This is a genomic window from Geothermobacter hydrogeniphilus (assembly GCF_002898515.1).
Lineage (GTDB): Bacteria > Desulfobacterota > Desulfuromonadia > Desulfuromonadales > Geothermobacteraceae > Geothermobacter_A.
Genome location: NZ_PPFX01000007.1, coordinates 43,872 through 65,514 on the forward strand (window position 1 = coordinate 43,872; position 21,643 = coordinate 65,514).

Sequence of the window (21,643 nt, forward strand, 5' to 3'; positions counted from 1 at the left end):
GTTAGTCTGTCGCCATGGAATGGTTCGATACCCAGGCACTGAGGCAGGTTGACTACGTCCACGCGCGTTTTCAGATCGAATTCGACCGGGATTTCGAGCTGGGGCCGGACGTGTTGCTGCAGTTGCGTCGCGAATTGAAAATGGCCCGTAAAATTCTCGCCGGGTGTTGCCGGGAGGAGAAACTCCAGGCACAGCTGGACCTGTTGTTCACGCCATGCCGAAATCCGGATCCTCGGACACGCAAGGCGTTCCCGTTTTATCCACCTCCCTTTGTCATTCAGCTGCCCGAGAACCTGCCTGTTGTCCTCTCGGCAGGTGACCTTTTCTCCCTCGATGTGGTTTTCTGGGGAGAGGGAAGGCAGTTGATCGGATCCTTCTGCAGGTTGTTGCTGACTTTGGGGGAAATCGGGATCCATCGCCGGGAAGGTGCTTTCAGTATTGTCCGGGTTGCGGCTCAGCTCCCCGATGGTACCTGGCATGACCTTGAATTTGGAGGTGATCCTGAAGTCGATCCCGCGCTGCCGATCCTTCAGGCGCTCGATCTGGTCGAATCGCAGCGTTGTGACGCGACCCTGAAGTTTCTGTCTCCGGCCCGGTTGCTGGTTCATGGCCGGCCGCTGTTTGCTCCGAATCATACCGTCCTGCTTCCCTTTTTTTTACGACGCCTGACCGGAATGTGCGTTGCCTGGTGCGGAGTGGAGGTTGTCCCGAACCCTGCTGAACTGCTTGCGCGCTTCGCCGTGGTGGATAAAGGGGCTTCCCGTCTGCATTGGCAGGATTGGCGGACCCTTGACAAGGGCCATTCAACCCAGGATCTTGGCGGTCTGGCAGGGGAGATCGACCTGCCGGGTCCATGGCGGGAGGAACTTCACCCTCTGTTTGCCATCGGTCATTTACTTAATCTCGGCAAGGGAGCTTCCTATGGCGGCGGCTCCTGGAAGTGCCGCTGAATTCTCCGGTACCTGTTGCGACCCTTCGATTGCCCGGTATAATGGAGAAAAGGCTTGTAAAATCAAGGGGGTGCCGAATGGTCGATATCTGGAAAGAACGTGAAAAGGCCTTGGAAAACGAATACATCTATCGTCAGGAAAAAGAAAAAATCCGCAAAATGCAGAAGGACGCGCGCGAAGAGCTGATTCATGACCTTTGCCGAGGTCGCTGCCCCAAGTGTGGAGAAATGATTGAGGCGATGACCTTTCGTGGGGTTCCGCTTGACAAATGTCCCGGTTGCGGCGGCATCTGGCTGGGGCCTAATGATCTCCAGATTCTTTCCGGAAAGGATCATCGCAACTGGTTTGACCAGTGGTTCAACGCAGCCGATGATTATCCCGAAAAACTTGCCGAATAGTGTCGCGGCGGTATTGATGTCCGCGGTGTCGCCCTGATGGGAGGAGCATGCGATGGGTTTCTGGTTGTTTCTGATTCTGGTGATTTTGATTCTCGCCGGAGGGTGGTTTTACCGTCGTCTGCTCGACATCGAACGGGATATCCGGCGGGAGATGGCCGAAGAACAGGGCGCAGTCGCGAACCGGGGTGAGGTGCCGACATTGGAAGAGGCTCCGGAGATCCGGTCTCAGGAGCCCCCGGAGATGGCTGATGTTGAGCGACGGATTCAGGATATTGTCTCTGCCGAATCCGGATTGCTGCAGACGGAACTGTATGACAGGATTGCCGACCTGCCGCGCCGGAAACTGCAGCAACTGTTGCGCAGCATGGAAGGTGAAGGTCGTCTGCGCCGGGAAAAAGAGAAAGGTCGTTACCGGCTCTATCCTTCGGGATGACGTGGATCCAACCCGAAGCAGATGCACCTGGTCCAATAAAAATGCCCCCGGCCTGTCAACCGGGGGCATTTTTACTGGTCTCGCCCGGAGGTTTACCGGTTGCGCAGGTTATAGAAAACATCTTTGCCGTTGAAGACCGCAACCTTGTCGAGTTCGTCCTCGATACGCAGCAGTTGGTTGTACTTGCAGATCCGGTCGGTACGGCAGAGAGACCCGGTTTTGATCTGGCCGGCGTTGGTGGCGACCACCAGGTCGGCGATGGTGGTGTCTTCGGTCTCGCCGCTGCGGTGAGAGACAACCGCGGTGTAACCGGCGCGTTTGGCCATCTCGATCGCTTCAAGGGTTTCGGTCAGGGTGCCGATCTGGTTGAGTTTGATCAGGACCGAGTTGGTGATGTTCTTCTCGATCCCTTCCCTGATGATGCGGGTGTTGGTGACGAACAGGTCGTCACCGACCAGCTGAATGCGTTCACCAAGCCGCTCGGTCAGCAGTTTCCAGCCGTCCCAGTCGTTTTCCGCCATGCCGTCTTCGATCGAAATGATCGGGTAGCGGTTGACCAGATCTTCGTAGAAGTCAACCACCTGTTCTGCTGTCTTGATGGCATGCTCTTCGTTGGCGAAGTTGTATTTGCCGTCTTCGTAGATTTCCGACGCGGCAACATCGAGGGCCAGCAGGACATCTTCCCCGGGTTTGTAACCGGCGGCCTCGATCGCCTCGACAATCACCTGCAGGGCTTCCTCGTTACTGGCCAGATTCGGGGCGAATCCACCTTCGTCGCCGACGGAGGTGTTGTAGCCTTTGTCCTTCAGGACTTTTTTCAGACGGTGAAAGATCTCGGCGCCCATCCGCAGTGCCTCTTTGAAGGAAGCGGCACCGGCCGGCAGAATCATGAATTCCTGAATGTCGACGTTGTTGTCGGCGTGCTCGCCGCCATTGAGGATGTTCATCTGCGGCAACGGCAGCTCCTTGGCGTTGGCGCCGCCGATGTACTGATAGAGAGGCAGTCCGGCCTCTTCGGCGGCCGCCTTGGCGCAGGCCAGGGAGGCACCGAGGGTGGCGTTGGCGCCGAGATTGCTCTTGTAATCGGTGCCGTCCAGCTCGATCAGCTTGCGGTCGATGCCAACCTGATCCGAAGCTTCCCAGCCGACCAGGGCGTCGGCGATGATTTCGTTGACATTTTCGACAGCCTTGAGAACGCCCTTGCCGAGGTAGCGTGACGTGTCGCCGTCGCGCAGCTCCAGGGCCTCTCTTTCGCCGGTCGAGGCGCCGCTCGGTACCGCCGCGCGGCCCATGGCGCCGCTTTCGAGGAAAACTTCAACTTCAACGGTCGGGTTGCCGCGCGAATCAAGGATTTCGCGGGCGTAAACATCAATAATTTCGCTCATTTTTGCCCCCTTGGCGATGGGATTGGAAGTTTGGGCCGAAACAGCCGGTCCTATTTATATCATAAGGATTTGATTTGGGAAGGGTTTTTCCTGCCGCCGGAGGACAGGCAACAGCGTTGCTTTTCTGAACCCGGAATGATATTTATTTGTCTCTTGGCCGGTGACGGCCCTCAGTCGCCGGCGGACCCTGGTTCCGACTGTCGTCAAAGGTGGTTTTACTTGAACGAAAGTGATCGCTCCAATCGTTTTGAAGCGCCTGATCCCGAGTTGGCTGCACGTCTGTTCGGACGTCAGAATTGTCATCTTAAACTGGTGGAACGACTGCTGGACCTGCGGATCGGCTCAAAAGGAACGATTCTTCATTTCCGCGGAGAGCGCTGTCGGATTGAACTGGCGCAGCGGTTGTTCGAGGAACTGACCGACCTGCTCCGTCAGGGGTATCCCCTTTATCCGCAGGATATCGATTATGCTATCCGCATTCTGTCTGCCGATTCCCGCACCCGGTTGAAGGATATTTTCCTCGATACCATCTATGTTTCGGCGCGCAAGAAGATCATCACGCCGAAAAGCCTGGCGCAGAAAAATTATATTGACGCCATCCGTGAGTATGATGTGGTTTTTGGTGTCGGACCGGCCGGAACCGGCAAGACCTACCTGGCGATGGCGATGGCTGTTGCCGCCCTGATGCGCAAGGAAGTCAGCCGTATTCTGCTGGTGCGGCCGGCGGTGGAGGCGGGGGAGAAACTCGGTTTTCTGCCGGGAGATATCGCCGAGAAAGTCAATCCCTACCTGCGGCCGCTGTATGACGCGCTGTACGACATGGTCGATCTGACCCACGGACAGGAACTGGTCGAGGAAGGAATCGTCGAGGTTGCTCCCCTGGCGTTCATGCGCGGTCGCACTCTCAATAATGCTTTTGTTATCCTCGACGAGGCGCAGAATACCACCACGGAACAGATGAAAATGTTTCTGACCCGTCTTGGATTCGGCAGCAAGGCTGTTGTGACCGGCGATATCACTCAGATCGACCTGCCCTCCGGGCGTGCGTCGGGATTGCTTGAGGCGATTCAGATTCTCAGGGGCGTTCAGGGCATCGAAATCATGACCTTCTCCGACCAGGATGTGGTCCGGCATCCGATCGTGCAGACCATCGTGCAGGCCTACGAGCGGGCCTCAAAACTGCCAAAACGGGCACAGCCCGGGATGAAACAAGGTTCACCATGAGCAATCCGGAACGCAAACCGGAATCACCGGTGAGGAAGAAGACGCGCGACCATGGCGTGTCCGCCACCCTGCAGGGTGTTCCGTCGCACAACCAGTCGCTGGTCCTGCTGGCGATTCTCGCCCTGCTGCTGACCCTGATTATCATTCCCAAGGGTGGGGGGGCGCCGGCTCATTATGCACCGGGTGATATCGCATCGCGGGACATCAAGGCGCCGCGGGATCTGTTGATCCCGGATCTCGAACTGACCGAAAAGAAACGCCGCGAGGCGCAGCAGGCGGTGTTGCCGCTGTATGATTATGATCCCTCTGTCGGACGGGGACTGGCGGATCGTCTTGGTCAGGTTTTTACCCTTTTAAAGGAGGGCCCGCAGGATAACCTGGCTCCCGGCAACCTGCAGCCCGAGGTTGAAAAAATTCTCGGGGTCAATCTTGGGGAGAAGGAATTCAAGACCCTGGTGGCATTGGCGTCGCAGGAAGAAATCCATGCCGCTCTGCAGCAGGGGCTGGTCAAGGCTCTCAAGACCAAGGCGGTTGCCAATCTGCGCCTTTTTCAGCAGGATCGCAACCGCGGGGTGACGGTTCGCAACCTGGTCAGCAACAGTGAAACAGAGCTGGCGGATCTGACCACCGTGGTCGGGGTCGGAGAACTGCGTAACCGGATTCTTGCCGCCGTGAAGGGTGTTGCCGGTCTCAAGAAGAGCAATGGCAAGGTTCTGGCTGACCTGCTCGGTCGGTTGGCCCGGCCGAACCTGACCTTTAACAAGAATGCCACCGAGGAACGCAAGCGGCTTGCCGCTGAAGCGGTTCAGCCGATTCTTTCCCAGGTCAAGAAGGGGGAGATGATTGTCCGCGAGGGTGCCAGGGTCAGCGCCGACCAGGTCAAAAAGCTGACTGCGGTGCGGGCCCTGAACAAGGACCAGGGACGCCTGCCTCTGGCAACCGGCCTGTTGTTGACGATCTTCCTGCTGTTGATCGTCTGCAACAATTACGCGGACCGCAACATCAGCAAATACCGGTTGAAATCACGAGACCTCTTTTTCCTGGTGACAACCTTCATCGGCCTGATGGTGCTGATCAAGCTCTCGATTTTTATCGTAGCCGCGGTCGATACCGCGTTTCCGATGATCGAATCGAGCAGTTTTTTCTATCTCTTTCCGTTTGCCGCCGGCGCGATGGTGGTGCGGATTGTCCTCAACTCGGAAATCGCGCTGGTTTTCGCGGCCCTGATCGCGCTGGTCGTCGGATTCATGTTCGGCAACAGCCTTTTCCTGTCCCTTTTCACCCTGGTCGGTTCGTTGACCGGCGCGCACTGGGTGCGCCACTGCAACGAACGCTCGACGCTTTATCGGGCAGGCTGGCACCTCTCACTGATCAACATGGCGACCGTGGTCGGGCTGCATCTGCTGGGGGGGCAGCAGCTTGATCTGCAACTGCTCTACAAGCTTGGTTTCGCTTTCGGCGGCGGAATTTTCTCGGCGATCGTCGTCACCGCCGCGGTGCCCCTGGTTGAAACCGTCTTCAAGTACACGACCGACATCAAGCTGCTGGAGCTGGCCAATCTCAACACCCCGGTGCTGAGACAGCTGATGGTCCAGGCGCCGGGGACCTATCATCATTCGATCGTCGTCGGCAATCTTGCCGAAGCCGGTGCCGAAGCGATTCGCGCCAATCCGCTGCTGGCCAGGGTGGCGGCTTACTATCATGATATCGGCAAGATCAAAAAACCGCTTTATTTTGTTGAAAACCAGAGTGGCAGTGAAAACCGGCATGACAAGCTGACGCCGTCGATGAGTGCCCTGGTGCTGATGGCGCATGTCAAGGACGGCGTCGAGCTGGCGCGTGAGAACCGGCTGGGTGATGCCCTGATCGATATCCTCCGCCAGCATCACGGCACGGCGCTGATGAAGTTCTTCTATGACAAGGCCAAAAATCAACAGGATCCCGATGTGCAGCAGGTCGATGAACGGGATTACCGCTACCCCGGACCCAAACCGCAGACCCGTGAAGCGGCCCTGATCATGCTGGCCGACGCGGTCGAGGCCGCCGGCAGGACTCTGGCCGACCCGACCCCGGCCCGTATCCAGGGAATGGTGCAGAAGATCATCAACAATATCTTTATCGACGGCCAGCTTGATGAGTGTGAACTGACGCTGAAAGACCTGCACAATATCGCCAAGAGCTTCAACCGCATCCTGGCGGGAATTTTCCACTATCGTATTGATTATCCCGAGCCGGTTCACAAGGAAAAGGACCAGACGAAGAAAAAAAATGGCGACCATTCAGATAGAGAATCAGGCCAGGAATCAGCAGACCGATCCGGTCATGCTCGAAAAGGTAGCGCAGAGGATCTTAAGCGTCTTGGCATGTCCTGACGCCGAATTGTCCATTCTGCTGGTTGACGATGAGCTCATCCGCGAGATCAACCGTGACTACCTGCAGCGTGACCGGCCGACCAATGTTATTTCCTTCGCCATGCGCGAAGGGGATGGCCCCGAAAACAGCGCTGATCTGCTCGGCGACGTGGTTATTTCAACCGAAACAGCGGCCCGTGACGCGGTCGAAGCCGGGATCGGCTATCGCGATGAACTCTATTTTCTGCTGCTGCATGGCATTCTGCACCTGGTCGGTTACGACCATGAACGCAGCGGCGAAGAGGAGGCCCGGCGCATGGAGGAACGCGAGCAGGAAATTTTCGCCCTGATCAAAGCGGAATTCCTGCCGACGTGAACCGGCAGCCGATCAAGCCGGGCAACTGGCTGGAGAGCGTCAACTGCGCCATTGAAGGCATCCTCTGGGCGGTCAGAAGCCAGCCGCACCTGCGCTGGCACTTTCTCGGCAGTATCTGCGTGCTGCTGGTGGCGCTGTTTTTCCGGGTTTCGGTGCTGGAACTGATCCTGCTGGTTTTTGCCATCATCCTGGTGCTGTTTGCCGAGATCATCAATACCGCCGTCGAGGTGGTGGTCGATATGATCTCCCCCGATTACCATCCCCTGGCCAAGCGTGCCAAGGATGTCGCCGCCGGATCGGTGCTGATTGCCAGTATCGGCGCGGCGGTGATGGGTTACCTGGCGCTTTCCCAGTACCTGTTGCCTCCGTTGAGCAAGGGACTGAACCTGTTGCGTCATCCTCCCGGCGAAGTGAGTGTTATCGCCGTGCTCGCGGTGACGATCCTGGTGGTTCTGCTCAAGGCCCGTTTTGCCGGTGGTACCCCGCTGCATGGCGGCATGCCGAGCGGTCACGCGGCGGTCGCGTTTTCGATCGCGACCTCGATTGCCGTCACCGATGTCAGTTTGGTCATCGTGGTGATGGCGCTTTTGCTGGCGACCATGGTCAGCCACAGCCGCCTGCTGATGAAGATTCACAGCCTGCGTGAAGTTCTGGTCGGCGCCGCCATCGGTGTGACGATAACGCTTCTGATCCACCTGGTCTTCTGAACCGGTCATTGGGTTCACGGATTCAAGGGTTTGGAAAAAACGGAGGATCGTTTGGACGAGGAACAACCATCAGAACAGAAAAAATCTTTCTTTTCCGGTTGGCGACGGCTTTTCGGCGGGCGCCGTCGGGCTCTTTCAGAGGAGGACCTGCAGGCGATTATCGAAGAATCGGAAGAGGACGGGATCATCAATGAAGAAGAGGGCGAAATGCTCGCTTCGATTTTTGAATTCGGTGAAACCATCGTGCGCGAGGTGATGGTGCCGCGAACTGATATGGTCTGTTGTCCGGTCGACGCCGGCATGGAAGATCTGCTGCAGATCATCATCCGTTCCGGGCACTCCCGTTTTCCGATTTTCGAAGGGACCACGGACCGTATTGTCGGCGTCATCTATGCCAAGGACCTGTTACGTTACTGGGGAAGGGCCCCGGACGGGTTGAGCATCCGCCAGCAGATGCGGGCCCCGTTCTTTGTCCCGGAAACCAAGAAAATCGAAGAACTGCTCAAGGATTTCAAGAGCCGGCGCATACACATGGCGATTGCCGTCGATGAGTTCGGCGGCACTTCGGGGCTGATCACCATAGAGGATCTGATCGAGGAGATCGTCGGCGATATCCAGGATGAATATGATCTGGAGGAGAGCCTTTTCTCCGTCGAGGGGCCGGACAGCTATCTGGTTGACGCCCGCCTCAGCCTGTCCGAACTTGAGGAACATCTCGATCGGTCACTGACCGACAATGAGGAGATCGATACTCTTGGCGGTTATCTCTGCCATCTTTTCGGCCATGTCCCGGTGGTCGGTGAAACGATCGAGGATGCCGGATTGCAGATGACGGTTCTTGAGGCTGATGAACGTCGGATCAGCAAGGTTCGACTGGTTGTCACCGGGCAGGACGAGGACGAGGCCTGATCATGGTGCTGCGTTTTCCCCGCCGGGATACCCTTTGCGCCCTGGCATCCGGTCTGGTGTCGGCATTTGCCTTCCCTCGACCGTCCTGGTTTGTTTTCGCCTGGTTCGGTCTGCTGCCGTTGTTGTTGACCGGGGAACGGCGTCCCTTCCGCAACGGCTGGCTGGCAGGCTGCGGCTTTTTCGCTCTGGTTCTTTACTGGCTGAATATTGTCATGACCACCTATGGCCGGTTGGAACCTCTCCTCTCGCTGGCGGCCTACCTGCTGCTGGTCACCTACCTGTCCCTCTACTGGGGACTGGCCTGGTGGGGAAGCTGCAAGTTGCGGGAACGGTTGGGGCTCCCGCATGTGTTCAGTCTGCCGCTGCTCTGGACCGGTCTTGAGTACCTGAGAGGTCATCTGCTGAGCGGTTTTCCCTGGGCCCTGCTCGGCTATTCCCAGCAGCCTTTCACCACGCTGTTGCAAAGTGCCGACCTGTTCGGTGTTTACGGCCTCAGTTTCCTGCTGGTGCTGGCCAATGCGTCGCTGGCGGGACTGGTGCGGGCTGGAAAGGGAGAACGGCGCAAACCGTTATTTGCTGCCGGCCTGACCGCAGTGCTGGTGATCGCCGCGCTCTGTTACGGAGGATGGAGGCTGGATCAGCGGCCGGTTGCCGGAAAACCCCTGACCATCGGTCTGGCGCAGGGCAACATTGACCAGGCGGTCAAGTGGGATCCCGCCTTCCGGCAGTGGACACTGCGGACCTACCGGGAATTAACCGCCAGGGCCGCTGCCGCGGGTGCCGACCTGGTGATCTGGCCCGAGAGTGCCGTACCCTTCTATTTTCAGGAACCGGGGCAGGAACAACGTGAAGTTCTGCAGGTGGCCGGCAGACTCAAAGGTTTTCTTCTCTTCGGCAGTCCGGCCTACCTGCGCCAGGAAGGAAAGGTGCGTTACCTCAACAGCGCCTATCTGTTGAATGCGGACGGCAGACAGCTCGGGCGCAGTGACAAGGTGCATCTGGTTCCCTTTGGTGAATACGTTCCCCTGAAGTGGCTTTTCCCTTTTATTGACAAACTGGTGGTCGGAATCGGTGATTTTTCACCGGGACGGGTCGAGCCGCTGGTCATGAACGGACACCGGCTCGGCGTGCTGGTCTGTTACGAGGCGATCTTTCCGGAGCTGGCCCGTGATTACGTCAACAGCGGCAGCGACCTGCTGGTCAATATCACCAACGACGCCTGGTTCGGCCGTTCTTCGGCGCCCTGGCAGCTGCTGGAGATGAGTGCCGTGCGTGCCGTGGAAAACCGGATCTGGATCGCCCGTGCCGCCAACACCGGTATCTCTGCTCTGATCTCCCCGCTGGGCGAGATCAGGCAGCAGACCCCCCTCTTTAAACCGGCCCTGCTGGTCGGGAAGGTTTATCCCGGTGCCGGGGCGTCTCTCTATCGACGGATCGGCGATCTGCTTCCGCAGGGCTGCCTGCTGGTCGCGGTCCTGCTTGGATTTGCCGCCCGGCTGCGACCCTGCCGCCGTTTCCGGGGGCAGCTTTCCGGGGAATGAAGGATTCCGGTTTACGGTGCTTGCTCCCGGAACGGAGGGGAGCTATAATCGCGCCTCCCGCCGGGAAATTGTCATCTTTGGACGGTGCCTGTCCTGCCGGCCACATTGTGCGAGGTTATTCATGTTTCGTGAAGAAAAAGAACAACTGCAGAATCTGAAGGAAAAGCTCGTCGAGCTGAGGAGGTATCTTTGACGTCGACAGCAAGCAGGAAAGATTGCTGGAACTCGACGCCGAGATGGCCCAACCCGATTTCTGGGACCGCGGCGAGCAGGCCCAGGAGATCCTCAGGGAGCGCAACGGATTGCAGAAGACGGTCGAAACCTGGCAGGAATGCAGCCGGGAACTCGATGACCTGCTGATTCTCTGCGAGCTGGGTGAAGAGGGGGAAGACGAGGCGACTCGGGACGAAATTCGCGGGCTGCTGCCGGACCTCGAAAAAAAAGTCGGACAGATGGAGTTCGCCCGCATGCTCAGCGGCGAATATGACGCCAACAACGCCATCGTCAGCATCAATGCCGGCGCCGGCGGCACCGAGGCCCAGGACTGGGCGGAAATGGTGCTGCGCATGTTCCTGCGCTTCTGCGAACGGCGCGGTTTCAAGACTGAAATCACCGATTACCAGCCGGGCGAAGAGGCCGGTGTCAAGGGGGTAACCTTCACCGTCGAGGGGGACTATGCCTACGGCTGGCTGCGGGCGGAGAAGGGCATCCATCGCCTGGTACGGATCTCTCCTTATGACTCCAACGCCCGCCGCCACACGTCCTTCTGCTCGGTCTTTGTCTTTCCGGAACTGACCGATGAAGTCGAAGTTGACATCCAGGAGAAGGATCTCAAGGTTGATACCTTCCGGGCCAGCGGCGCCGGCGGGCAGCATATCAACAAGACCGATTCGGCGATCCGCATCACCCATGTTCCGACCGGAATCGTCGTTGCCTGCCAGAACGAACGTTCTCAGCACAAGAATCGCGCGATTGCCCTGAAACAGCTCAAGGCCCGACTGTTCGAAATGGAATTGCGGAAAAAGGAAGAAGAGGCCGCCGCCCTGGCGGGAGACAAAAAAGAGATCGCCTGGGGCAGTCAGATCCGTTCCTACGTGCTGCACCCCTACCGGATGGTCAAGGATCATCGGACCAATTACGAGGTTGGCAATACCGATGCGGTTCTCGATGGTGATCTCGACAAGTTCATCGAAGCTTACCTGCTCAGTCAGAAGGCCTGAGTGAATGTCCGAATCATGCCGAAAACAGTTGATTTTCTTGACTTGTTAGGGGCGGACGTATAAACTCGCTGGCTTGTATAAAACGTTATTGAAAGGCAGTTCAGACGATGGAAGAGACAGGCGATATTCGCGGCCAGCGGCTGGCGAAAGTTGAAGAATTGAGGGCCGCCGGGGTCAACCCCTACGCCAACGGTTTCGAGGTCAGTCACACGGCGGCCGATATTGCCGCTTTGCATGCCGAAGACACGGCCGAGGTGCTGGAGGAGAAGTCGATTGACTATGCTGTCGGCGGCCGGATCATGGCGCGGCGCGATTTCGGCAAGGCGGCTTTCATCCAGATCCAGGACCGTAGCGGCCGTCTGCAGGTCTATGTCAACAAGGCCGGCCTGGGGGAGGAAAACTTCGAACTCTTCCGCAAACTCGATCTCGGAGACATTGTCGGTGTCGTCGGTCGACCTTTCCGGACCAAAACCGGCGAACTTTCCCTGCGGGCTTCTTCGTTGCAGCTGCTGACCAAGTCTCTGTTGCCGTTGCCGGAGAAATGGCACGGTCTGACGGATGTCGAAACCCGCTATCGTCAGCGTTATCTCGACCTGATGGTCAATGCTGAAGTCAAGGAGAATTTCCGCAACCGCAGCCGGATCATTGCCCTGATCCGCCAGTTTATGGTTGACCGGGAATTTCTTGAAGTCGAAACGCCGATGATGCAGCCGATCGCCGGCGGGGCAACGGCGAAACCTTTCGTGACGCATCACAATGCGTTGAATATGGACCTTTTCCTGCGCATCGCCCCTGAACTCTACCTGAAGCGGCTGGTGGTCGGCGGCTTTGAACGGGTTTTTGAAATCAATCGTAACTTCCGCAACGAAGGCATCTCCATCCAGCATAATCCCGAATTCACCATGATGGAGTTTTATCAGGCCTTCGCCACCTATCATGACCTGATGGACATGACCGAGGAGTTGATCTGCCACTTGGCTGAAACGATCTGCGGGGGACTGAAGATCTCCTATGGGGGCCGGGACGTCGATCTGACGCCCCCCTGGGACCGGCTCACGGTCCGTGAATCGATCTGCAAGTATGGCGATGTCAGTCTTGAGGTCCTGAATGATCATGACCAGTGCCTGGCCTACGCGGCAAAATGCGGTCTTGAATTCGATGGGCCGATCGGGCATGGCAAGCTGTTGGCCGAAATCTTCGACGAGGTTGTCGAACCGAATCTCTGGCAGCCGACCTTCATCACTGAATATCCGACCGAGATTTCGCCGTTGTCGCGTAAAAACGACGACAACCCCGATGTTGTCGATCGTTTTGAGCTGTTCGTTGTCGGTCGGGAGCTGGCCAACGCTTTTTCCGAGTTGAATGACCCGATTGACCAGAAGCAGCGATTCGAGAAACAGTTGCAGGAGAAGGAAGCGGGGGATGAAGAAGCTCACGCCATGGATGAAGACTATGTGCGGGCCCTCGAATACGGACTGCCGCCGACGGCCGGGGAGGGAATCGGCATTGATCGGCTGGTGATGCTGCTGACGGATGCCGCCTCGATCCGGGACGTCATCCTGTTCCCCCTATTACGCAAGGAAACCAGGTAGGCGGGCGTTCCGCGCCTGACCTTCTTTTTTATCGCCATGGCCTACGAATGGTTTGTCAGCCTGCGCTACCTGCGGGCCAAACGTAAACAGACCTTTATCTCGATCATCTCCTTCATTTCGATTGCCGGGGTGACCTTGGGGGTTGCAGCGCTGATCGTGGTCCTGGCGGTCATGACCGGTTTTCATGACGGTGTCCGCCAGCAGATTCTCGGCAACATTCCGCATGTGCTGATTCAACGCCAGGGCGGCGGTCTGAGTGATTATCAGCAGATCATAAAACAGGTCCGGACCTCTCCTCATGTTACGTCGGTTGCGCCCTTTGTCGCCAAGGAGGCGATGCTGCTGTCGCACCGGAATGTGGCCGCGGTCAATGTCAAGGGGATTGAACCGGGGCACAAGATTCTCAACCAGAAATTTCTCAGTATCGACCATAAACCGGTCAGTGAGCTGCTTTTCGAACGAAACGGAAAGTTGCCCGGCATCGTGATCGGACTCGATACCGCCACCAGCCTCGGTGTGGCCATCGGCGATTCGGTGAATGTCATTCCGCCGATGTTCACCATCACGCCGTTCGGTATGATCCCCAAGATGAAGCCCTTTCGCATCGTCGGCATTTTCCGGCAGGGCGGCGGGTTTCTTGACACTTTCTACGCCTATATCGACATGGCGCAGGCACAGTCCTTTTTCGACAGTGAAGGTCAGGTCAGCGGTATTGAAGTCGAGGTTGACGGCTTTGGCCAGGCCCGCCCGGTTGCCGCACAACTGCGTGGTGAATACCATTTCCCCTACGTGGTTCGCTCCTGGGAGGATATGTTCGGCTCGTTTCTCTCGGCCCTGAAACTGGAAAAACTCGGATTGTTTATTGTCCTCGGCATCATCGTGCTGGTTGCCGCCTTCAATATTGCCACCACCCTGATCATGGTGGTGATGGAAAAGAGCAAGGATATCGCGATCCTGCGTTCAATGGGCGCCACGTCGCGCAGCATCATGAAAATTTTCCTGTTCGAGGGACTGGTGATCGGTGTCCTCGGAACCGGTCTCGGGGCAGCTCTGGGAGTCGTGCTGGCCAAGAATGCCGATCCGATCATCAAGTGGCTGGAGCGAACCCTGGGAGTGAAGATTTTTGACCAGTCGGTTTACGGCATGGATCATTTCCCTTCCGTGGTCAACAGCGGGGATGTGATGGCGGTGGTCGGCGTGGCATTGACCATCTGCCTGCTGGCGACCATCTACCCGGCCTGGCAGGCGGCAAGGATGGATCCGGCCGAGGCCCTGCGCTATGAATAGCGGGCTGAGGAAAAACGTCCATCTGCTGCGTTGTCCTTCCCCCGCGTCAACGACGTACCTTTCGGTACGCCTTATTCCGCGGGGGTACGGACGCCTTGCATCTGGGCATTTTTGCTCAGCCCGGGGAACGCGACTTTTTCAATACCCTGACAGGCGGGTGCAATGATTGAGGTTGGCGGACTGAAAAAAGAATACCGTACCGATGACGGCGTGGTTGAAGTTCTGCGCGGTATCGATATGCGGGTCGGACGGGGTGAACGCCTCGCCGTGGTCGGTTCATCGGGTGCCGGCAAGACCACCCTGATGCATATTCTCGGCGGTCTTGATCGTCCCACTTCGGGAACGGTCCATTTCTCCGGGCAGGATCTCTACCGGCTGCGCGGGACGGCGCTTGACGCGTTCCGCAATCGCACCGTCGGCTTTGTTTTTCAGTTTCATCAGCTGCTGCCTGAATTCGACGCCCTGGAAAATGTGATGATGCCGGCCCTGATCGGCGGTGCTTCGCGCAGTGACGGCATTGTTGCGGCGCGGGCCCTGCTTGAAGAGGTTGGACTGGCCCATCGCCTTGGACACAAGCCCGGGCAGCTGTCAGGCGGAGAACAGCAGCGCGTTGCGATTGCCAGGGCCCTGGTGATGGCGCCGGAGGTGCTGCTGGCCGACGAGCCCACGGGAAACCTTGATTCGAAAACCAGTGACGGGATCTTCCGTCTCCTCAATGAACTGCATGAACGGCATAACCTGACCATGGTTATCGTAACGCACAGCAGCCGGCTCGCGCAGCGTCTTGATCGTATCGTGCATATTGAAGATGGGGAAATTTCGGTGTGAAAAGGGTTTACACCCCTCGGGGCCGTTTCCTATAATGACCCATTTTGTGGGCAGCGCGGATCTGTGAATTCGCTGCCGATTCGGGGACAATCTCAATTCCGGAGAACCAGGTTCCATGTTTAAATTCATTTGCGCCGTCGTTGCGCTGCTCATATGTGTTGCCTCTCCGGCCTGGAGCCAGGTCTACAGGATTGACGATGTTACCGTCGATGGGAACCGGAGAGTTGAGAAGGAGGCCATCCTGCCGCTGCTGTCCGTCAAGCCGGGGCAGAAGGTGACCAGTGAACAGATCGACCGGGATATCCAGGCCATCTACAAGCTGGGTCGGTTCGAGGACATCAGTGCCGAGATCATTGATCAGAACGGCGCCAAGATCCTGGTCTATCACCTCAAGGAACGCCCGCTGGTGCGGAAGGTTCTGTTCGAGGGCAATGATGAATTCGATGATGCCAAGCTTGAAAACCTGGTGGCTCTGAAGACCCCTGACATCTATGAACCCCGGGTGGTCGACGAGAGCGTCAAGGCGATGAAAAAGGAGTATTTCAAGGAGGGGTTCTACGGCATCGAGATCGAACCCGAGGTGCAGATCAATGACCGGGCCGAAGCGGTTGTCACCTTCAAGATCAAGGAAGGCGACAAGGTTCTGGTTGACAATATCCTTTTTGACGGCAACGAGGTGATCCCCGACAGTAAGCTCCGCAAGATCATGGAAACCAAGGAACGCTGGTGGCTCTCCTGGCTGACCGGTCGCGGAACGTTCCTGGAGGATGTGCTGCAGAACGATCTCGAACTGATCGCTGACCAGTATTTCAATATCGGCTATCTTCAGGTCAAGGTCAGGAAACCGGTCATCCTTATCAGCGAAGATCGTAAATATGTCGATATCTATATTCAGATCGAGGAGGGTGACCAGTTCCGGGTCGGGAAGCTGGATATTGCCGGTGACCTGATCAAACCCAAGGCTGACCTGCTCGCGGAACTGAAGACGAAGCCCGGTGATATCTTCAAGCGGAATGTTCTGCGCAAGGATGTTCTCAAGTTGAATGATGCCTATGCCGACCAGGGGTATGCCTACGTCAATGTCGCCCCCCTGACCCAGCTGGACACTGAACGCAGACTGGTCGATCTCAAGTTCGATATCGAAAAAGGTCCCCTGGTTCGTATCAATCGAATCCATATCGCCGGCAACACCAAGACCCGGGACAAGGTTATTCGACGTGAGGTTCAGCTTGCCGAAGGGGAGCTTTTCAGCTCGACCAAAATAAAAGCCAGTCGGAGACGGATCAACAACCTGGGTTTTTTCGAGGAAGTCGAAGTGTCGACGAACAAGACCGCCAACGAACAATTGATGGATATCGATATTCAGGTCAAGGAGCGACCGACAGGAAATTTCAGTATCGGAGCCGGTTACTCCTCGATCGACGGGTTGATTGCGCAGGGGTCGGTCAGTCAGGATAATTTTCTCGGGCTCGCTCTCAAGCTGAATCTCAGCGGTTCCTTCGGCGGACGGACCACGACCTATAATGTCGGTCTGCTGGACCCTCATTTTCTTGATACCCGGTTCGCGCTGGGCGGAGACCTTTTCAAAACCAAGTACGAATACAGCGAATATGACCGGGCCTCGATCGGGGGGGATATCAAGCTCGGCTTCCAGTTCGGAGAGGACAACAGCGCCCTGTTCATTTATCGTTATGAACAGAAAGATATCACCAATGTTGACCCCGCCGCCGCTTTTGAAATCCAGGAATCCCTGGGTCGTTCCACCATCTCTTCGCTTTCAACCAAGATTACCCGCGATCGCACAGATTACCGACTTGATCCCACGCGGGGTTATCTGACCGAATTTTCCTCGGAACTGGCAGGGTGGGGCGGCAGTGAGCAGTATGCCAAACTGATTCTGCAGCATCGGCACTTTTTCCCCTTCAAATGGGAAACCTATTTTGTCATTCACGGGCAGATTGGTTACCTGGGGGCGATTGGCGGCAAAACTCTGCCGGTCGATGAGAAATTCTTCCTCGGCGGACTTTCCAGCATCCGGGGTTTTGACTGGCGGGAAGTCGGTCCCCGGGTTCAGCTGAAGGACAGTACCGGAACCCCGATTCCCGGGGCTTACGATTATGTTGGTGGGGACAAGGAAGCTTTTGCCAATTTTGAATATATTTTTCCCTTGATCAAGGAAGTCAAATTCAAAGGTGTCGTCTTTTTTGACATCGGCAATGCCTGGGATGCCAACGAAGATTATTTTTCCGGCATGCGCTACAGTACGGGTGCCGGAATTCGCTGGACGAGTCCCATGGGACCGTTGCGTCTCGAATGGGGGTATAATCTCGACCCCATAGATGGTGAACAGCAAAGCCGGTTTGATTTTACCATGGGTAAGTACTTTTAATTTCAAGTTCATTTAAAGGAGATTGTTATGAAACGGATCATGATGGTTCTGGCGATTTTTGCGTTGCTGCTGGGTGGAGTGAACTACGCGGCGGCAGATGTGAAGATCGGTTACATCGACCTGCAGAAAGTTCTCAATGAATCCGACAGCGGCAAGGTGGCCAAGGAAAAAATTGCCAAGAAGGTGAAGGAGTATGAGGTCCAGATTGACCGGCAACAGGAGGATTTGAAAAAGGCCAAGGAAGAACTTGAAAAACAGGCGTTGCTCCTTTCAGAAGAAGCCCGTTCCAGGAAACAGCGTGAATACCAACAGAAACTCAAGGAACTGCAGCGTTTTACCAAGGATGTCCGGGATGAATTGCGCATGAAGGACAATGATTATACGCGCAAGATTCTCGATGAGATCATCAAGGTTGTTGAGAAGTTTGGTGCTGAAAAGGGTTATACCGCCATTTTTGAAAAAAATGAGAGCTCCCTGGTTTACGCCGATGAGAAAATCGACCTGACCGACCAGGTGATCAAGCGTTACAATCAGTCCATGAAGAAGTGACTCGGGAGAAGCCGGATGCCATGCCTGCAGGAACTGGCTGACCTTGTCGGCGGTCGGGTGGTCGGAGACCCTCAACTGGAGATCAACCGTCTGACGACCTTCGAGGAGGCCGAGCCGGGAGATATCGTTTTCGTCACCAGGGCCGGGTACGCAAATCGTCTCGGCGAAACCAGGGCCTCCGCTGTCATTCTGGACAAGGAGCGGGAGAACCTGCCCCTCGCCCAGTTGGTCTGTCCGAACCCCTACCTGGCCTTCGCCCGGGTTCTCCAATGTCTGCAGCCCGCGAACCCGTCCCCGCTCGGCATTATGCCCGGGGCTTTTGTCGACCCTGAAGCTTCGCTCGGTGAGAATGTGAGCATTCATCCCGGTTGTCATGTCGGTCGGGGGGTACGGATAGGCCGTGGTACCGTCCTGCACCCCAACGTGGTCATCTATCCGGGAGCGACAATCGGCGACGATTGCCTGATCCAGGCCGGGTGCGTGGTTCGCGAGGATTGCCGGATCGGCAACCGTGTCATCCTGCAGCCCAATGCCGTGATCGGCTCCGATGGTTTCGGTTTCGCTCCGGACGGTGAACGGTATGAGAAAATTCCCCAAGTCGGCATCGTTGTCATCGAAGACGATGTTGAAATAGGAGCCTGCGCCTGTGTCGACCGGGCCGCACTCGGCGTGACCCGTATCGGCACCGGGTGCAAGCTCGACAACCAGGTTCAGATCGGACACAATGTCGATGTCGGGCCGCATACCGTCATGGCGGCCCAGTCCGGCATTTCCGGCAGTACCGTCATCGGTCGACACTGCACCTTCGGCGGCCAGTCCGGGACCGCCGGCCATATTCGTATCGGTGACAACGTCACCGTTGCCGGGCGTGGCGGCGTAGCCAGTCATACCGAGGGAAACCAGGTGATTTCCGGTGCCCCGGCCATCCCTCACCGGGAGTGGCTGAAGCTGTCCATGACACTGCCGAAACTGCCTGAAATGAGAAAAGAAATTTCCCGTCTTAAGCGTCAGGTTGATGAGCTGAAGGCGTTGTTGAAGGAGTCTTGAAGGATGGTTCTCGATTATAAAAAGATTATGGCTATGCTGCCGCATCGTTATCCCTTTCTGCTGGTGGATCGGATTCTTTCCGTGGAGCCGGGGAAGAGGATTGTCGGGCTGAAAAATGTCACCATCAATGAACCCTTTTTCCAGGGGCATTTTCCCGGGCACCCGATCATGCCTGGGGTGTTGATCATTGAAGCCATGGCCCAGGTCGGCGGGGTCTACGCCCTGGTCAGTGACGAGGTCGGGGAGGACAAGGTGACCTACTTCGTCGGCATCGACAAGGCCAAGTTCAGACGGCCGGTGGTCCCCGGAGACAGCCTGCGTATTGAATTGGAAATGGTCGGTGTTCGCAGGGGGATCTACACTTTTGCCGGCAAGGCACTGGTGGACGGCAAAGTGGTCGCCGAAGCGGAACTGAAGGCAACCTTTGCTGACCGGGAAGGATGAAACCATGATCCATGCCACGGCACAGATCCATCCCCAGGCGGAGCTGGGCGAGAAAGTTCAGGTCGGGCCTTTCGCCGTCATCGGGGAACATGTCCGCATCGGTTCAGGGACGAAAATCGGTGCCCACGCGGTCATCGACGACTATACGGAAATCGGTCGGGACAACCATATCTACCAGTTTGCTTCGGTCGGCGCCGAACCGCAGGACCTGAAATTCGGCGGGGAAGTTTCCTGGCTGCGCATCGGTGACCGCAACCGTATTCGCGAGTTTGCCACTCTGCACCGCGGCACCGCTGACGGTGGCGGAGAAACCCGGATCGGTGATGACTGCCTGTTTATGGCCTACTCTCATGTCGCCCACGATTGTCAGGTCGGCAACCATGTGATCCTCGCCAACGCCGCGACCCTGGCCGGGCACGTGCTGGTCGAGGATTTCGCCATATTCGGCGGGCTGTCCGCTGTCCACCAGTTCACCAGGGTCGGGGCGCACGCCATGATCAGCGGTGGATCGATGATCACCCAGGATATTGTCCCCTACGCTATCGCCCAGGGTGACCGGGCCAAAATTGTCGGTCTGAACCTGATCGGTCTCAAGCGGCGCGGGTTCTCGGATCAGGCGCTGGCAACTCTCAAGGCGGCGTATAAGCTGGTTTTTCGCAGTGACCTGCGTCTTGAAGCCGCGATCAGCCGTATTGAGGAGGAACTCGAAGACGGACCGGAACTGAGTGTTCTGGTTGATTTTCTGAAACGGGGTGAGCGCGGTATCGCGCGCTGAGCAGGTCCCGGTTTCGGTGATGACGCAACGGACAGAGCACCGTCGAGTGCTGATTGTAGCCGGCGAAGCCTCCGGCGATCTGCATGCCGCCAATCTTATCCGGGCAGCCCGGGAGCTTGCTCCCGGGCTATCCTTTTTCGGGGTCGGCGGAGACTGGATGCGGGCTGCGGGGTGCGATATCCGTATTCCCATGGAATCGCTTTCGGTCATGGGCGTTGTGGAGGTGCTGGGACGTCTGCCGGCCATCCGCAGGGTTTATCGCGATCTCTGCCGGATGATGCAGCCGGGAGGCGATGAGCGTCCCGACCTGCTGGTGCTTGTCGATTATCCGGGGATGAACCTCAAGCTCGCCCGTGCCGCCAGGCGGGCCGGGGTGCCGGTCCTCTACTACATCGCTCCCAAGGTCTGGGCTTCACGGCCCGGCCGGATGAAGACCATGGCCCGGTGTATCGATCAGCTGGCCGTGATCTTTCCTTTTGAGGAAGAGCTGTTCAACGCAGCCGGAATCCGTACTGCCTATGTCGGCAACCCCCTGCTGGACGAGTTTTCCGGATCCGTCCGGGACGCGGGTCTCGGTGGACGGCTCGGGTTTGATCCGCAACGGCCGATCGTGGGGCTGTTGCCCGGCAGTCGACGGAGTGAAATCCGCTACTGCTGGCCGACCATGGTTGAAGCCGCGCGGGCTCTCAAAGACGAGCGTCCCGAACTGCAGTTCGTTGTTCCGCTGGCACCGTCTCTGAGTGAAGACCTGTTACGGGAGAAATTGACCCCGGCTTTTCCGGATCTGATGATCTGTCGGGAGGATATCTATTCGGTTGCCGGAATCTGTTCCGCCATCTTGTCTGTTTCGGGGACTGTTACCCTGCAGGTGGCCCTGGCCGGTATCCCGATGACGGTCATTTACAAGGCCTCCTCCCTGACCTATGCCCTGGCCCGAAGGTTGATCAGAATACCCTATGTAAGCCTGCCGAACATCGTTGCCGGCAGACAGGTTGTCGCGGAATATCTTCAGGACGAGGCGAATGTCGAGAATCTGCTCGCCGAGCTTAAACGGCTGCTGTCGGACGGTTCCTGTCGTGACGCGATGATAAATGATCTGGCCGAGGTGCGCAGGCTGCTCGGTGAGCCGGGGTGTTCCCGGAAGGTTGCCGCTTTGTTGAAAGAGATGGTGTATTGATCGTGGATGATTCCAGGCAGATAAAGAATCTTTCCAGGCGGGTCTGGTCTTATGCGTGGCC

20 protein-coding genes are annotated in these 21,643 nt (G+C 57.2%); 19 read left to right on the top strand and 1 reads right to left on the bottom strand.

Going from position 1 to position 21,643, the window contains the following annotated elements; genetic code table 11:
* Positions 1-14: 14 nt before the first annotated feature.
* From C2E25_RS04750 to C2E25_RS04760, 3 genes are all read left to right on the top strand, one after another.
* Positions 15-950, top strand: a complete 936-nt coding sequence (locus tag C2E25_RS04750; protein WP_103114643.1) for a hypothetical protein — start codon at positions 15-17, stop codon at positions 948-950.
* 77 nt (positions 951-1,027) lie between these two features.
* The gene (locus C2E25_RS04755) at positions 1,028-1,348 is read left to right on the top strand and encodes a zf-TFIIB domain-containing protein (protein ID WP_085010824.1); all 321 of its coding nucleotides are present in this window, start codon (positions 1,028-1,030) and stop codon (positions 1,346-1,348) included.
* A gap of 52 nt (positions 1,349-1,400) precedes the next feature.
* On the top strand, positions 1,401-1,781 hold the full coding sequence (locus C2E25_RS04760; RefSeq protein ID WP_103114644.1) for a hypothetical protein: 381 nt from the start codon (positions 1,401-1,403) through the stop codon (positions 1,779-1,781).
* A gap of 92 nt (positions 1,782-1,873) precedes the next feature.
* Here the strand turns inward: C2E25_RS04760 and eno are convergent, their stop codons facing one another.
* Complete coding sequence (gene eno / locus C2E25_RS04765) at positions 1,874-3,166, bottom strand: phosphopyruvate hydratase (RefSeq protein ID WP_103114645.1); 1,293 nt, start codon at positions 3,164-3,166, stop codon at positions 1,874-1,876.
* Positions 3,167-3,385: 219 nt separating this feature from the next.
* Between eno and C2E25_RS04770 the strand changes: the two genes are divergently transcribed.
* The 16 genes from C2E25_RS04770 to lpxB all read left to right on the top strand — a co-directional run bounded on the left by C2E25_RS04770 (position 3,386) and on the right by lpxB (position 21,582).
* Positions 3,386-4,390, top strand: a complete 1,005-nt coding sequence (locus C2E25_RS04770; RefSeq protein WP_233189339.1) for a PhoH family protein — start codon at positions 3,386-3,388, stop codon at positions 4,388-4,390.
* On the top strand, positions 4,387-6,762 hold the full coding sequence (locus C2E25_RS04775) for an HD family phosphohydrolase (RefSeq protein WP_103114647.1): 2,376 nt from the start codon (positions 4,387-4,389) through the stop codon (positions 6,760-6,762). Before C2E25_RS04770 ends, C2E25_RS04775 begins: the two co-directional genes overlap by 4 nt.
* Complete coding sequence (gene ybeY / locus C2E25_RS04780) at positions 6,749-7,117, top strand: rRNA maturation RNase YbeY (RefSeq protein WP_332882131.1); 369 nt, start codon at positions 6,749-6,751, stop codon at positions 7,115-7,117. Before C2E25_RS04775 ends, ybeY begins: the two co-directional genes overlap by 14 nt.
* Complete coding sequence (locus C2E25_RS04785) at positions 7,114-7,824, top strand: diacylglycerol kinase (RefSeq protein WP_233189341.1); 711 nt, start codon at positions 7,114-7,116, stop codon at positions 7,822-7,824. Before ybeY ends, C2E25_RS04785 begins: the two co-directional genes overlap by 4 nt.
* A 51-nt stretch (positions 7,825-7,875) precedes the next feature.
* On the top strand, positions 7,876-8,733 hold the full coding sequence (locus C2E25_RS04790; RefSeq protein WP_103114706.1) for a hemolysin family protein: 858 nt from the start codon (positions 7,876-7,878) through the stop codon (positions 8,731-8,733).
* A 2-nt stretch (positions 8,734-8,735) separates the two neighbouring features.
* Complete coding sequence (lnt, locus tag C2E25_RS04795; RefSeq protein WP_103114649.1) at positions 8,736-10,274, top strand: apolipoprotein N-acyltransferase; 1,539 nt, start codon at positions 8,736-8,738, stop codon at positions 10,272-10,274.
* Between the two features lie 121 nt (positions 10,275-10,395).
* A protein-coding gene (gene prfB / locus C2E25_RS04800) for a peptide chain release factor 2 (RefSeq protein WP_103114650.1) occupies positions 10,396-11,494 on the top strand; the annotation gives its coding sequence in 2 pieces (ribosomal slippage) (positions 10,396-10,464 and positions 10,466-11,494; 1,098 coding nt in all).
* Between the two features lie 107 nt (positions 11,495-11,601).
* Positions 11,602-13,086, top strand: a complete 1,485-nt coding sequence (gene lysS / locus C2E25_RS04805) for a lysine--tRNA ligase (protein ID WP_103114651.1) — start codon at positions 11,602-11,604, stop codon at positions 13,084-13,086.
* Positions 13,087-13,122: 36 nt separating this feature from the next.
* Positions 13,123-14,373 carry a lipoprotein-releasing ABC transporter permease subunit gene (locus C2E25_RS04810; protein WP_103114652.1) on the top strand — a complete coding sequence of 417 codons (1,251 nt, stop codon included), beginning with the start codon at positions 13,123-13,125 and terminating at the stop codon, positions 14,371-14,373.
* 162 nt (positions 14,374-14,535) lie between these two features.
* Entirely contained in the window at positions 14,536-15,201 is a 666-nt protein-coding gene (locus C2E25_RS04815; protein ID WP_103114653.1) for an ABC transporter ATP-binding protein, read from the top strand.
* Positions 15,202-15,316: 115 nt separating this feature from the next.
* Positions 15,317-17,590, top strand: a complete 2,274-nt coding sequence (bamA, locus tag C2E25_RS04820) for an outer membrane protein assembly factor BamA (RefSeq protein WP_103114654.1) — start codon at positions 15,317-15,319, stop codon at positions 17,588-17,590.
* Positions 17,591-17,617: 27 nt separating this feature from the next.
* Positions 17,618-18,139 carry an OmpH family outer membrane protein gene (locus C2E25_RS04825; RefSeq protein ID WP_103114655.1) on the top strand — a complete coding sequence of 174 codons (522 nt, stop codon included), beginning with the start codon at positions 17,618-17,620 and terminating at the stop codon, positions 18,137-18,139.
* A 15-nt stretch (positions 18,140-18,154) separates the two neighbouring features.
* Positions 18,155-19,186, top strand: coding sequence for a UDP-3-O-(3-hydroxymyristoyl)glucosamine N-acyltransferase (gene lpxD, locus C2E25_RS04830; RefSeq protein ID WP_103114656.1), 1,032 nt, complete (start codon positions 18,155-18,157; stop codon positions 19,184-19,186).
* Between the two features lie 3 nt (positions 19,187-19,189).
* Entirely contained in the window at positions 19,190-19,630 is a 441-nt protein-coding gene (gene fabZ / locus C2E25_RS04835; protein WP_103114657.1) for a 3-hydroxyacyl-ACP dehydratase FabZ, read from the top strand.
* A 4-nt stretch (positions 19,631-19,634) separates the two neighbouring features.
* Positions 19,635-20,405, top strand: a complete 771-nt coding sequence (gene lpxA, locus C2E25_RS04840) for an acyl-ACP--UDP-N-acetylglucosamine O-acyltransferase (protein WP_103114658.1) — start codon at positions 19,635-19,637, stop codon at positions 20,403-20,405.
* Between the two features lie 19 nt (positions 20,406-20,424).
* The gene (gene lpxB, locus C2E25_RS04845) at positions 20,425-21,582 is read left to right on the top strand and encodes a lipid-A-disaccharide synthase (protein WP_146032893.1); all 1,158 of its coding nucleotides are present in this window, start codon (positions 20,425-20,427) and stop codon (positions 21,580-21,582) included.
* Positions 21,583-21,643: the final 61 nt, after the last annotated feature.